The sequence below is a fragment of the Myxococcus sp. MISCRS1 genome (assembly GCF_026626605.1).
GTDB lineage: Bacteria > Myxococcota > Myxococcia > Myxococcales > Myxococcaceae > Myxococcus > Myxococcus fulvus.
In genome coordinates, this window is record NZ_JAPNKB010000001.1 from 4,179,250 (window position 1) to 4,191,713 (window position 12,464).

A 12,464-nucleotide genomic window follows, 5' to 3' on the forward strand; every position below is an offset into this window, starting at 1 on the left:
GGGCGGACGGTTCAGGGGCGATTCTGCGCGGTCCGCACCTGGTTCCAGAGGGCTATCAACTCCTGCGACGACTCGGCGAACTGCGCCCCGAGCGTGAAGACGGTCTTCAGGTGCTCGCGCGCGCCGGGCCCTCCTACCACGACCGGCGAGAGGGCGCAGGCCTGCAGCGCCTCGGACAGCACCGTGAGGAACTCCTCCGGCGACCGCCCGTGGACGAAGGACAGCGCCACCAGGTCCGGCCGCACCTGCTCGCACGCCACGCGCAGGGCCTCGGCGGGGGTGTCCGCGCCCAGGAACGTGGTGCGCCAGCCCTTGCGCTTGAGCTGCACGGCCAGGCCCAACAGCCCCCCCTCGTGCGAGTCCCCCCGGGGACACGCCAGCAGCACCCGGGGCCCGCCGGCCGTGGTCTCCAGGCTGGAGAGCACCTGGCGCAGCCGCTGGCGGAGGTAGCCCGAGGCCAGGTGCTCGCGCGCCACGTCCACCCGCGTGGCCATCTCTCGCAACAGCGGCATGAGGAAGCCGTCGCAGTACGTGTCCACGTCCATGGAGCGCTGGGCCTCGTCCAGCACGCGCGACAGCTCGTCCTCGTCCAGCAGCATCGCGGCGCTCCAGAAGCGCTCCTGCAGCCGCTCCGCGCCGGGCATCGTCTTGAGCGGCGAGGACACCACCTGGGCGATGGCCTCGCTCACCGCCAGACCGTCCAGCTGGATGAGGCGGACGACGCGGCGGACGGCCTCCACCTCCTCGCGCGAGTACACGCGGTAGTTGTTGCCCTCGCTGCGAAGCGGCCGGGGGAAGCCGTAGCGGCGCTCCCACGCGCGCAGCGTCGCCTCGCGGACGCCCGTCAGGCGGGAGATGGTGCGGATGCGCAACATCATGCTTGGACTCCCCGGGCCGCGTCCCACCGCTCGGCCACGCCCCGCGCGCCGGACACCTTGCGCGTGAAGCCCTCCAGGCTCGTCGTCGTCATGAGCCGCTTCACCACCGTCTCCAGGCCTGTCTGGAAGACGGACAGCGGTCCGGGTGGATGCGGCGTGCCCACCTCCAACAACACGTCCGGCAGCTCGTGCTCGAAGAAGGCGTAGCGCACGCCGATGGGCACGCACTCCACCTTCGCCACCCGGGCCAGCATCTCCACGCCGCGCTCCAGCCGCAGGGGCAGCTCGCCGAAGGGACGGTGCTCGCCTTCGGGAAAGACATACAGCGCCGCGCGCGGGCGGCGCAGCAGCTCCTTGGCGTAGCGCAGCGACTCGATGGAGGACATCGCGTCCTTGCGGCGGATGCTGAAGGCGCCGATGCGCGCGAGGAAGCGGTAGCGCCGCAGGTTCTCCTCGTCCATGAGGCAGTACGCGTCCCACCCCGCCACGCGCGACAGCTGGTGCAGCATGAAGCCGTCCCACCAGTTGGTGTGGTTCAGGTACACCAGCCGCCCCGGCCCGGACGCCGGCAGCTCGCCGCGCACCCACAGCCCCCGGAACGCCGAGCGGAACTTCCACCCGATGTACCGGTCGAGCGCCCACCCGAAGGGGCCTCCCTTGGCCGCGGGAATCACGGCGAGCGCGCCTCCTTCTTCCAGACGAGCTCCGCCAGCCCCGTGAACAGGGCCAGCCCCAGCGACACCAGGACGCTGGTGATGACGAAGAAGAGCACCTCTTCCAGCGGGACGAGGCCCAGGTAGATGCCCAGGTGCTTGCCCTCGCCGAAGTTCCAGATGCCGGTGGAGATGGCCAGGTGGTCGGCCACCGCCAGGTACAGGCCCAGGATGAAGGCCGGCGGCAGCACCGCGCGCAGCACCGCGCCCGAGCGCTCCTTGTAGTGGCGCACGAGCACCACCAGCTGGAACGCGATGAGGGGCAGCGTCCACGCGAGCAGGTGGATGAGGTAGGCCCAGCGCGACTCCATCATGGCGACACCTCGCTCGGGGACAGCGCGCGCTCGGACGGCGCCGCGGCGGAGGCCTTCGTCTCGGCGGACGGAGCCTCCAGCGCGCGGGCCAGGCGGGCGCGGGCCCACAGGCCCACCAGCAGCGTCTGGAGGCCGAAGAAGAGGTACTCCTCCAGCGGCAGGTAGCCCAGCTTGATGCCCCAGATGCGCTCGGCGTCGAAGCCCCACAGGCCCCACTTCACGGCCAGGTTGTCCCACGGGGACGTGGCCGCGTAGACGACGATGAGGAGCATCCCCATGGGCGCCAGCGACCTGGCGGAGAAGGTCCGCCGGTAGCGCCAGAGTTGGATGAGGATGGGCAGTACGACGAACAGCCCGAGGAAACGTGCGTAGGTCATCCGGGTCCTCCCGTCAGCTCTGGCGACACGCGGACCATGCGGCCACCGCGCAAGAGGGTGTACGTCCGTCCGCGCCACGTCACCGTCCCCTGCCGGCCCAGTGAAACGGCGAAGGCCGCCAGGAGCAAGACTTCTCCCAGCAGCCAGTCCGTCCAGGCGCGGCCGCGTCCTGGGACGGGCCCCTGGGGCGCTCCGAGCACCCCGAGCCGGTGTGCCAGCGCCGCGCGCACGGCGACCAGCAGCGCCACGGCGGCGGACAACGCGGGCGAGCCCAGCAGCGCCGCGCACAGCACCAGCGGCACGGTGGGCGTGAAGAGCAGCGGCACGGTGGGGTACAGGCCGGGCCGGTGGCTCGCGAGCACTCGCATCCATCGCGTGAAGCGGGACAGGGGGATGTCCCACGAGCCCACCTCGCCCAGCGGCACCACGGCGGGAGCGGCGCTCAGCGCCACGTCGAGCCCGCGCGCGTGCAGGCGCTTGGACAACTCCAGGTCCTCGCCGATGTGGTCGGCCAGGGACTCGAGCGAGGCCCGGGCCTCGGCGGACAGGCCCAGGGCCTTGCCGCACACGGCCGGGGCGCCGGCGCTCATCGCGTGCAGCGCGAGGAAGCTGTGGTGCGTGTAGCGCAGCAGGCCCGCCATCGCGCGGCCCGCGCCGTCGCGCGCATCCACGGGGGTGGGCGCGGCGGTGCTCAGCGCGGCGCCGGCGAGCAGCGGAGCCACCAGCCCCTCCACCAGCGCGCCCGTCACCGCGACATCCGCGTCCACGGCGAGCACCACGCGCCCCTCGATGGGGAGGACCGAGAGCGCGTAGAGGAGGTGGCCCACCTTGCGGTTCGGGGTGAGCGGGTCGCTCGGCAACCAGCGCACGTCCGGGCCGAGGCGCGGACGGTAGGGCGAGACGACCACCTGCTCCAGCTCACCCGCGAAGTCGATGGGGAGCGCGAGATTCTCCAGCTCGCGCGGAGTCGGCGCGTCGACGGGACGAAGCAGGAGCACGCGGGCCGTCGAGGGGGCTCGCGCCGCGCGACGTGTCCGCATGCGCAGGAGCCGCACGAGCGTCACCGCGCTGAAGCCCGTGGCGAGCACCGCCCACCCCAGGACCAGGAGCACCGGCACACTCATGCCGCCCTCCCGGAGCACGCGTGGCGCGTGGGCGTCATCGCGCTGAAGGCCGAGGCGAGCCTCATCCACCCCATCGGCACACTCATGCCGCCCTCCCCAGGCGCGTGCGGAAGTGGGCCATCCACCGGATGAAGGGCGAGTGGAACCGGCGGAAGTCCGCCACCTCGCCCATGCAGTCCAGCGCGCCCTTGCGAGCCTCCAGTCGCGCATAGAAGGGCGAGGACTCCAACAGCCGCGCCTGCCCCACCACCGTGTTGCCCGACTCCAGGCGCGAGGGCACGCGAAGGCCCCAGCCGGTGATGACCGTGGGCCGGGCTTGAGGCTCCTCGCCACGCTCGCAGCGCACACCGCTGGAACAGGCCGTCATCCGCAGCGGGGCCACGCCATCCGGCAGGTGGTAGTCCACCACCGTCGTGTCTTCGCGGTGCGTGCGCGCCCAGTGCCAGCCGGCGAGCCGCGCGCCCAGCAACTCCTCACCGTGATTCGTGTCGTGGTACCCCAGCCCCTCCGCCGTCACGCCGAGCGAGGACACCTCCAGCTTCGCCTTGGCGCGCGGCGCCAGGGCCTGCCAGTAGTGCGGCAGCTCGGGCATCAACCGCACCACCTCGCCCATGGGCGTCAGCGGCTCCAACGTGAGGCGCGCGCTGACGGGCCGTCCCCACGGCGCCGTCCAGTCGTCCACCTCCATCCGCACCGCGCCGTCCTCGCCGTACGTCAGCGTCGAGCGGCCGATGCGCAGCCGCCCCGGCGACTCCATCTGCGCGTGCGGATACTCGCTGAGCACCCACAGACGACGCACGCCCTCGTGGTACAGCGCGAAGTTCACCGCGCTGTACTCCATGGGTCGTCCGCCTCGACGCGCCGCCACCGAGTACCGGGGCGAGAAGAGCGAGCCCAGCATGAAGATGCACACCGCGCTGAACGGACCCGCCGTCACGTCCGCGTAGAACCAGCGATAGGCCCCCGCCTCGCCGGGCAGCGCCGGAATGTCTCGCAAGGTGTTCATCATCCGCCCCTCCGCAGATGCGCGGAGGCCATCTCCGCGGCGAAGCGGCCGGACAGCATCACCAGGGGCACCCCACCGCCCGGGTGTGTGCCGCCGCCCGCGAAGAACAGGCCCGGCGTGTTGCCCCGGATGCGAGGACGCCGGAAGGGCCCCAGCTTGCCGTGGGGCAGGAAGCCGTAGATGGAGCCCCCTGGAGCGCCCTGCGCCGCCAGGTCCACCGGCGAGCGCTGGCCGATGACACGCACCCGCCCCCGGAGCTCCGGGTGGTGCGCGAACAGCTTCTCGAACATCTGCGCCTTCACCCGCTCGCCGTGCTGCTCCCACTCGCGCGCGCTGGTCTCCAGCGCCCCAGGGCCGCCTGACAACGGCGGCGCGTTCACCATGACGAACAGGCCCGTGCGGCCCACGGGGGCCATCGTGGGGTCCGTCGCGGACGGGTTGCAGAAGTACACCGTCGGGTCCGACGCGAGCTGCCCGCTGAACAACTCCCTGAACTCGCGCGGGTAGTCGCTGCCGAAGAGCACCGCGTGGTGCGGCAGCGGGAGTCGTCCCTCCACGTCCAGCAGCAGCACGAAGCCGGAGAGCGCCAGCGCCTCGCCCTCGCGCCGCAGCGACTCCAGCGGGTCCGCGTTCACCACCACGCCGTCGAACAGCGCGCCGTCCTCCTCCGGGCCCACGCGGTAGCCCTCGTGCGTGCGCTCGAAGCGGGCCCGCGTCCGCAGGTGCACCGTGACGCCCAGCCTGCGCACCGCGCGTCCCAGCGCGTCCACGAGCGCGCCCACGCCACCGCGCGCATGGTGGACACCGTAGGCGTGCTCGATGTGAGGAATCAGCGCGAAGGCCGCGCTCGCCTCGTACGGCGACGCGCCCGCGTAGGTGGCGAAGCGCCCCACGTACTGTTGCAGGTGCTCGGTGCGCAGGTGCTTCACCGCCAGGGCGTGCAGCGACGACAGCTGCATGCCCGCGAGCACCGCGCCGATGCCCCGCTTCGCCACGCGGCCCATGAAGCCGGCCATGCCCTCGAAGGGCGCCTCCAGGTAGGGCTCACCCGCGGCGGCCCAGATGGCGGCGGCCTCCGCGTAGAAGCCGCGGATGCCTCGACGCTCCGAGGGCTTCACGTCCCCCGCGCTGTCCGCGGTGCGCTCCACGTCCTTGTACGCGGTGAACGAGCACCCATCCGAGAAGCGATAGGAGCACTGCGGCTCCAGCTCCGTGAGCGGAGGCAGGAGGTCCATCGCGCCCAGCTGCTCGAAGGTGCCACGCACCAGGTCCGGCAGCGTCAACAGCGTGGGCCCGGTGTCCAGCGTCACGCCGTCCACGGTGACCGCCTGCGCCTTGCCGCCCAGTGACGCGCTGCCCTCGAACAGCGTCACCGCGTGGCCCTCCTTCGCCAGGAGCCCCGCGGCGGTGAGCCCGCCGATGCCTCCACCGATGACGGCGACCCGGGAGGCCCTCATGACCGCGCCTCCGGGCACTCGCGAACGCACGGGGTCTCCGCGGCGTCACCACCCTGCATCGCGCGGAGGCCATGCCCCCCTCGCCGCGGCTCCAAACGCCCGCGAGCACGTACGTCCCCCATGGCGTCATCGCCCCGCTTCGCGTGGAAGCCGGGCCCCCTCCGCCTCCGAACACACGCATCAGCCATGGTGTCGGCCCCCTGCCTCGCTCGGCAGCAACGGCACGCGCGCCTCGCCGAGGGGCGCGGGCAGCACACTCATGGGGCGCAGGAACGTCGCGGCGGCCAGTGACAGCTTGCGGCCCGTCGGCACGAAGGCGCGCGAGCTGAACACGTCGTAGTCGCGCACCTCAATCTCCCGGAGGATGTCGCCATAGATGGCGCCCATCAGCCGCACCATGCGCTGACTGCCGAACCCGGTGAGCGAGGGCACCCCCTGCGCCGCGCGCGCGTAGTACACGCGGGCCCGCGCCACCTGGAAGCGCATGAAGTCCCGCCACCGCGCGTCCACCTTCCCGCGGTGCAGGTCCTCCTCGGACAGCCCGAAGTGCGCCAACTCCCGTGCGGGCAGGTACACGCGGCCGCGCTCCAGGTCCTCGCGCACGTCGCGCAGGATGTTGGTGAGCTGCATGCCCCGGCCCAGGTCCGCCGCCGGCTGCAGCGCCGACACGTCCGAGCACCCGAGCACCGGCGTCAACATCAACCCCACCACGCCCGCCACGCGGTAGCAGTAGAGGTCCAGCTCCTCCCACGTCTCGTAGCGGTTCTTCGTCAGGTCCATCTCCATGCCGGAGATGAGGTCCTGGAACGGCTGCTCCGGAATCCGGTAGAGCCGCACCGTGTGCGCCAGCGCCGCGAACTCCCCCGCGTCCCACGGCGAGCGCGCCGCCACACCCGCCACCCGGTCATTCGGGGGCCCCAGCTCGCGCGAGGCCAGCTCCGGCATGGGCACGTACAGCTCCGCCACCATGCGTCGGGCCCGGTCCAACCGCACCGCGAGCTCCTCGCCGTCGGGCCCCGCCTCATCCACCAGGTCATCCAGCCGCCGGCAGAACGCATACAGCGCGAACGCCGCCTTCCGGCGCTGACCGAACAACAGATACGAGGCGAAGAAGAAGCTCTTGGCGTGATGCCGCGTCACCCGCCGGGCCAGCCAGTATCCCCGACGCACCAGCGCCTTCTCGTCGGTCGTGCTCATGCCGCCACCTCCGCCGCCACCGACTTCGCCGGGTCCGCGCGCGGGGACAACTTCACCCCGCGGTCACGAGCCCACGACATCAGCCGCTCGGTGACGAGCCGCGCGGAGATGAGCACCGTGGGCAGCCCCGTGCCCGGCTGCGTGGACGCACCGACGAAGAAGAGGTTCTTCACCCGCGCGTCCTGGTTGGACGGCCGGAACGGACCAATCTGCAGGAAGTTCTGCGCCAGTCCGAACGCGCTGCCCTTGGCCAGGTTGAACGTGCCCGCCCAGTCGTCGGGCGTGAAGACACGCTCCACCTCGATGTCCGACTCCAGGTCCGGATGGCCCAGCTCGGCCAGGCGCGCGAACACCTTGGCGCGCACCTTGGGGCCCTCCACCTTCCAGTCGAGCGACGGGTGCTGGTGCGGCACGGGCACCAGGACATAGAGCGAGTCCTTGCCCTCGGGCGCGAGCGACGAATCCGTGCGCGTGGGCGCGTTGACGTAGAAGCTCGGGTCGTCCGGCACGCGGAAGCGCTGGAAGATGTCGTCGAACGAGCCCTTGTAGTCGTGGCCGAAGACCACGTTGTGGTGCCCCAGCTCCGGGTACTTCCGGCGCATCCCCAGGTAGAGCATGTAGCCACTGGACGTGTAGCGCAGCGACTCGCGGCGCTTGAGCGTGGTGGCCTCCGGGTCCAGCAGCTTCTCGTACGCGTAGGGCAGGTCCGCGTTGCACAGCACCGCGTCCGCCTCCAGCACCTCGCCACCCTCCAGCCTCACGCCGGTGGTGCGGCCGCCCTCCGTGAGGATGCGCTCCACGGGGGTGCCGTAGTGGAAGCGCACGCCCTCCTCGAGCGCCAGCTTCTCCAGCGCCTGCGGAATCGCATACAGGCCCCCCTTGGGGAACCAGATGCCCACGCCCAGCTCGGTGAAGGGCAGCAGTCCATACACCGCGGGCGACTCGAAGGGAGACACGCCCAGGTACATGGTCTGGAAGGTCATCGCCGCGCGCAGCCGGTCGTCCTTGAAGTAGCGGCTGACGTCCGGGTACATGCGCCGATGCGCGCGCACCTGGAGGATGCGGGCGAGCACGCGCGGGGACAGGTAGTCGGTGATGCCCTCGTAGTTGCGGCCCACCAGGTGGTCCAGGCTCGTGCGGTACTGGACACGCCCCTGGGCGAGGAAGGCGAGGTAGCGCGCGTAGCTGCCCGGCTCCACCCGCTCCAGCTCGCGCCCCATGGCGCACAGCTCGGAGGTGAAGGTGACGTCCGAGCCGTCGCGGAAGTGCACCCGGTAGTTGGGCTCGCACTTGAGCAGCGTCAGGTAGTCCTCGATTCGGCGGCCGAGCGCGCGGAAGGTCTCCTCGAACACCTCCGGCATCAGCACGATGGTGGGACCGATGTCCCAGGTGAACCCCTCCACCCGCAGCCGGTTGCAGCGACCTCCCGGCCCCACCGTCTTCTCGACGACGCGCACGTCGAAGCCCTGGTGCGCCAGCCGCGCCGCCGCGGCCAGACCTCCGACTCCGGCGCCCACCACCACCACGCGTCTGCCCTGGATTCGCGAGCTCATGAGGTCCTCAGGCGATGCGATGGGCCAGCCGCGCGATGAGCGCGTCCAACAGGTCCCGGGCCCCGTTGGGGTTGGGCAGCGAGTGCAAGGCGCGCCGGGCCGCGTGGGAGCCGCGCGTCACCAACCGCTCGCACGCCTCACGGCCGCCGTACTCCTCCACCAGCGTCCGGGCACGCGCCAGGGCGCGCGCGTCCTTGAGCGACTCGGGCAGCGACCAGAGCAGCTCCAACTCCTCGCGGGCCCTCGGCGGGGCGCGCACGTAGGCCGCCAGCACCGGGAAGGTGCGCTTGCCCTGCATGAAGTCGCCGTCCGCCGCCTTGCCCGCGACGCTCGAGTCACCGAAGAGCCCGATGAGGTCGTCCTTCAGCTGGTAGGCCAGGCCCACCTGACGGCCCACGCGCTCGAGCCCCGCCACCAGCTCGGGGCTGGCGCCGCCCAGCATGGCGCCGCAGACGAGCGGCGCGCAGAAGCCGTAGCGCGCCGTCTTGAGGTAGGCCACGCGCAGCGTCTGGAACAGCGACACCTGCGACAGCGGCGCGCCGCCCAGCGCCAGGTCCAGGTACTGGCCCGCCGCCGTGTGACGGCACACCGACAGGTAGTAGCGCACCACCCTCGCCACGCCCGGCAGGCCCGACTCCAGCATGGCCTCCAGCGAGCGCGCGAAGAGGTGGTCGCCCACCACCACCGCCAGGTCCTCGCCGCCGCGCCCCGGCGCCAGGAGGTGGTGCAGCGCCGCGCCGCCCCGCCGCAGGTGCGCCCGGTCCGCCACGTCATCATGGATGAGCAGGAAGGTGTGCAGCAGCTCCAGCCCCGCCGCGAAGCGCCACAGCTCGCCCGGCACCACCGGCGTGCCCTTCGCCAGACAGTGCCCCGCCATCACCAGCGCCGGCCGCACCCGCTTGGCCGGCCTGAGGGCGTACGTGCGCGCCTGCGCCATGGCCCACGTCCAGCGCGCGTCCAGGCGGGCCTCGTCCGGCAGGTCGAACAGCTCGCCCAACGACGTCTCCACCTGTGCCTGCACGAGCTTCAGCCAGGCCTGCTCCAGGGGAAGCTCGCCCGACATCGGCTGTACAGCGGGACGGGGAAGGGCCATCGGTTGATCCTCCGGATTCAGGCGGCTGCTGCTGAGAGGTAACGTTTGCGTCCAGGCCTTGTCAAGGCTATGTCCATGGTTTGTATCAACCTTGTCCACCAGGGGTCACCTCATGAAGACGTGGATCACCGGCACACTGGCGGCCGCCCTGCTTTCCCAGGGAGCCCTCGCGTCCAACCTTCCGGACGGTCCGCAGGACGCGACGTTACGAACCTCGAGCGGAGAAGAGGTGCGTCTCTCTCGCTGGCGTGGAAAACCGGTAATTCTCTTCTATGAGGACAAGGACTCCACGAAGCTCAACGCCGGGCTGAAGGAGGAGCTCTTCGCGCGGGGCAAGGAGCGCAACCTGTTGGGGGCGGCCACGGTGGTGGCGGTGGCCAACCTCATGAAGTTCGACTTCTTTCCCGCTCGGCAGATTGCCCTCTCCTACGTCCGGGACGAGGAGAAGAAGGTGGGCGTGCCCATCCTGGTGGACCTGAAAGGAGCCATGGGCGAGGCGCCGTGGACGCTGCCGCTGAAGACCTCCAACGTGCTGCTGCTGGATGCACAGGGAGTGTTGGTCTACCGACACTCGGGGAAGATGAAGCCGGAGGAGCAGACGGCCTTCTTCGAGTCGCTCAGCAAGCTGGTGGGGGTGGACCTGACGACGCCGGTGGCCGCGCCGGCCGCCCCGGGAGCCACCCCATGAAGGTGGCGGTGACGGGGGCCACGGGGTTCCTGGGCCCGGGACTTGTCCAGGGTTTGTTGAGTCATGGCCATCAGGTCCAGGTGCTCACGCGGGACGTGGCCCGGGCGCTGGAGCGGCTGCCCGCGGGGGTGACGGGGGCGGTGTTCGACGGGCGGACGGCGATGGCGCCCGAGGCGCTCGCGGGCGTGGACGCGGTGGTGCACCTGGCGGGCGAGCCGGTGGCGCAGCGATGGACGAAGGACGCGAAGCAGCGCATCCACGACAGCCGGGTGCAGGGCACGCGGGTGCTGGTGGACGCGATGAAGGCCGCGGGCACGGTGAAGCGCTTCGTGTCCACGTCGGCCATCGGCTACTACGGCGGCGCTCGCGAGGCGCAGGCCCTGACGGAGGACAGCGCCCCCGGCGACGACTTCCTCGCGCGGGTGTGCGTGGCGTGGGAGGCCCAGGCGCTCCGGGCGCGCGAGGAGGCGGGGATTCCCACGGCGGTGGTGCGCATGGGCATGGTGCTGCATCCGGACGGCGGCGCGCTGCACAAGATGCTGCCGCCGTTCCGCTTGGGCGCCGGAGGGCCGGTGGGCAGCGGCAAGCAGTACGTGAGCTGGATTCACCTGGACGACGCGCGGGCGCTCCTCCAGTTCGCGCTGGCGCACCCGGAGCTGGAGGGGCCGGTGAATGCCACCGCGCCGGAGCCGGTGACGAACGCGGCCTTCGCTCACGCGCTGGGCCACGCGCTGGGGCGCCCCAGCGTGATGCATGTCCCGGCCTTCATGGTGAAGGCGGCGCTGGGGGAGATGTCCAAGGTGGTGCTCGAGGGCCAGCGGGTGTTGCCCGCGCGAGCCCGGGCGGCGGGCTTCGCGTTCGGCTTCCCGGAGCTGGAAGGCGCACTGAAGCAGCTGCTCGGCTGAGCGACGAAGCCCGGGCGCGCGCGTGGGTGACTCGGGCTAGAAACAGCGGCGGGAACTGCCCAGGAGCGACGCGGGATGGATGCCAGGGAGCTGGAAGCGCGAGCGCGAGCGGAAGGGACACCCGTCATCATCGGCGACACCGCCACCTTCGTGTGGCGCGGGCGCGGGCCCGTCTTCGTCCAGGGGGACTTCCAGGACTGGAAGGGCGAGCCGCTGCCGCTGGAGCGCGCGGGCCCTGGCCTCTGGACGCGCTCGCTGGCGCTGCCCCGGGACGCCTATGTGGAGTACGCGCTGTTCGACGCGAAGGGCCGTCGGGTGCGGGACGACTTCAACGCGCGCGTCTGTGACAACGGCTTCGGTGAGAGCAACCACGTCTTCTACATGCCCGACGGCGGGCCCGCCCTCCCCTCGCGCAGGCCCCGAGGTCTTCCCCGAGGCCGCGTCACCCGGCACCGCGTGGACATGTCCGACACGGGCCTGACGGGCCAGCGCACCGTGCACCTGTATGCCCCGCCGACGAAGGGGCCCGTGCCGCTGGTGGTGGTGCTCGACGGCGAGGAGTACCTGCGCCGCGTGCGGCTGCCGGAGCTGGTGGACACGCTCATCGCCGATGGCCGCATGAGCCCCGTCGCCCTCGCGCTCGTCTCCCATGGCGGCCCCATGCGCGACGTGGAGTACGCGTGCAGCGAGTACACGGTGGGCCTGTTGGTGTGGAAGGTGCTGCCCCTGGCCCGCGAGCACCTGTCCCTGGTGGACGAGCGCCACCACCCGGGCACCCATGGGGTGCTGGGCTCGTCCCTGGGCGGACTGATGTCGCTCTTCATCGGCCTGCGCGCGCCGGAGACCTTCGGGCGGGTGCTGTCCCAGTCGGGCGCCTTCGTGGTGGAAAACCACGAGTTCGTCGTCTTCGACCTGGCGCGGCAGGTGCCCCGCCGCCCGCTGGAGGTGTGGATGAGCTGCGGCCGGTTCGAGGGGCTGCTGGAGGGAAACCAGCGCATCGCCCCCCTGCTGAGGGCCAGCGGCCACCGGGTGGAGGACCGGGAGTACAGCGGAGGTCACAACTACACGGCCTGGCGGGATGACGTGGTGCGTGGGCTGGAGTGCCTGTTCCCTCCCACCCCCGCCGCCAAACGCCGGTAGTTGCTGAACGAATTGGATT

Annotated in this window: 13 protein-coding genes; 3 read left to right on the forward strand and 10 right to left on the reverse strand. The window is 71.6% G+C overall.

The window, feature by feature from the left end:
- Nucleotides 1-11: 11 nt before the first annotated feature.
- From OWM54_RS16155 to OWM54_RS16200, 10 genes are all read right to left on the reverse strand, one after another.
- Nucleotides 12-878: a MerR family transcriptional regulator gene (locus tag OWM54_RS16155; RefSeq protein ID WP_267698082.1), complete on the reverse strand. Its 867-nt coding sequence runs from the start codon at nt 876-878 to the stop codon at nt 12-14.
- Nucleotides 875-1,552: a lysophospholipid acyltransferase family protein gene (locus tag OWM54_RS16160; protein WP_141330941.1), complete on the reverse strand. Its 678-nt coding sequence runs from the start codon at nt 1,550-1,552 to the stop codon at nt 875-877. Before OWM54_RS16160 ends, OWM54_RS16155 begins: the two co-directional genes overlap by 4 nt.
- Nucleotides 1,549-1,905 carry a lycopene cyclase domain-containing protein gene (locus OWM54_RS16165; RefSeq protein WP_046711043.1) on the reverse strand — a complete coding sequence of 119 codons (357 nt, stop codon included), beginning with the start codon at nt 1,903-1,905 and terminating at the stop codon, nt 1,549-1,551. Before OWM54_RS16165 ends, OWM54_RS16160 begins: the two co-directional genes overlap by 4 nt.
- Nucleotides 1,902-2,282, reverse strand: coding sequence for a lycopene cyclase domain-containing protein (locus OWM54_RS16170; protein ID WP_267698083.1), 381 nt, complete (start codon nt 2,280-2,282; stop codon nt 1,902-1,904). Before OWM54_RS16170 ends, OWM54_RS16165 begins: the two co-directional genes overlap by 4 nt.
- Complete coding sequence (locus tag OWM54_RS16175; protein WP_267698084.1) at nt 2,279-3,406, reverse strand: glycosyltransferase family 2 protein; 1,128 nt, start codon at nt 3,404-3,406, stop codon at nt 2,279-2,281. The genes OWM54_RS16170 and OWM54_RS16175 overlap by 4 nt, the downstream gene beginning before the upstream one ends.
- An 82-nt stretch (nt 3,407-3,488) precedes the next feature.
- A complete protein-coding gene (locus OWM54_RS16180) occupies nt 3,489-4,412 on the reverse strand; it encodes a carotenoid 1,2-hydratase (RefSeq protein WP_141330961.1) in 924 nt (307 codons plus the stop codon).
- Nucleotides 4,412-5,869 (reverse strand): phytoene desaturase family protein, encoded by a 1,458-nt coding sequence (locus OWM54_RS16185; RefSeq protein ID WP_223745970.1) that lies wholly within the window; start codon nt 5,867-5,869, stop codon nt 4,412-4,414. The genes OWM54_RS16180 and OWM54_RS16185 overlap by 1 nt, the downstream gene beginning before the upstream one ends.
- A 180-nt stretch (nt 5,870-6,049) precedes the next feature.
- Entirely contained in the window at nt 6,050-7,066 is a 1,017-nt protein-coding gene (locus OWM54_RS16190; protein WP_141330951.1) for a phytoene/squalene synthase family protein, read from the reverse strand.
- Nucleotides 7,063-8,619, reverse strand: a complete 1,557-nt coding sequence (locus OWM54_RS16195) for a phytoene desaturase family protein (RefSeq protein ID WP_223745969.1) — start codon at nt 8,617-8,619, stop codon at nt 7,063-7,065. The genes OWM54_RS16190 and OWM54_RS16195 overlap by 4 nt, the downstream gene beginning before the upstream one ends.
- A gap of 7 nt (nt 8,620-8,626) precedes the next feature.
- Nucleotides 8,627-9,712: a polyprenyl synthetase family protein gene (locus OWM54_RS16200; RefSeq protein ID WP_141330955.1), complete on the reverse strand. Its 1,086-nt coding sequence runs from the start codon at nt 9,710-9,712 to the stop codon at nt 8,627-8,629.
- 112 nt (nt 9,713-9,824) lie between these two features.
- Here OWM54_RS16200 and OWM54_RS16205 point away from each other — a divergent pair, with 112 nt between their 5' ends.
- From OWM54_RS16205 to OWM54_RS16215, 3 genes are all read left to right on the forward strand, one after another.
- Complete coding sequence (locus OWM54_RS16205) at nt 9,825-10,400, forward strand: peroxiredoxin family protein (protein ID WP_141330957.1); 576 nt, start codon at nt 9,825-9,827, stop codon at nt 10,398-10,400.
- On the forward strand, nt 10,397-11,305 hold the full coding sequence (locus OWM54_RS16210) for a TIGR01777 family oxidoreductase (protein WP_267698087.1): 909 nt from the start codon (nt 10,397-10,399) through the stop codon (nt 11,303-11,305). The genes OWM54_RS16205 and OWM54_RS16210 overlap by 4 nt, the downstream gene beginning before the upstream one ends.
- 75 nt (nt 11,306-11,380) lie before the next feature.
- The gene (locus OWM54_RS16215; protein ID WP_267698088.1) at nt 11,381-12,445 is read left to right on the forward strand and encodes an alpha/beta hydrolase-fold protein; all 1,065 of its coding nucleotides are present in this window, start codon (nt 11,381-11,383) and stop codon (nt 12,443-12,445) included.
- Nucleotides 12,446-12,464 lie beyond the last annotated feature (19 nt).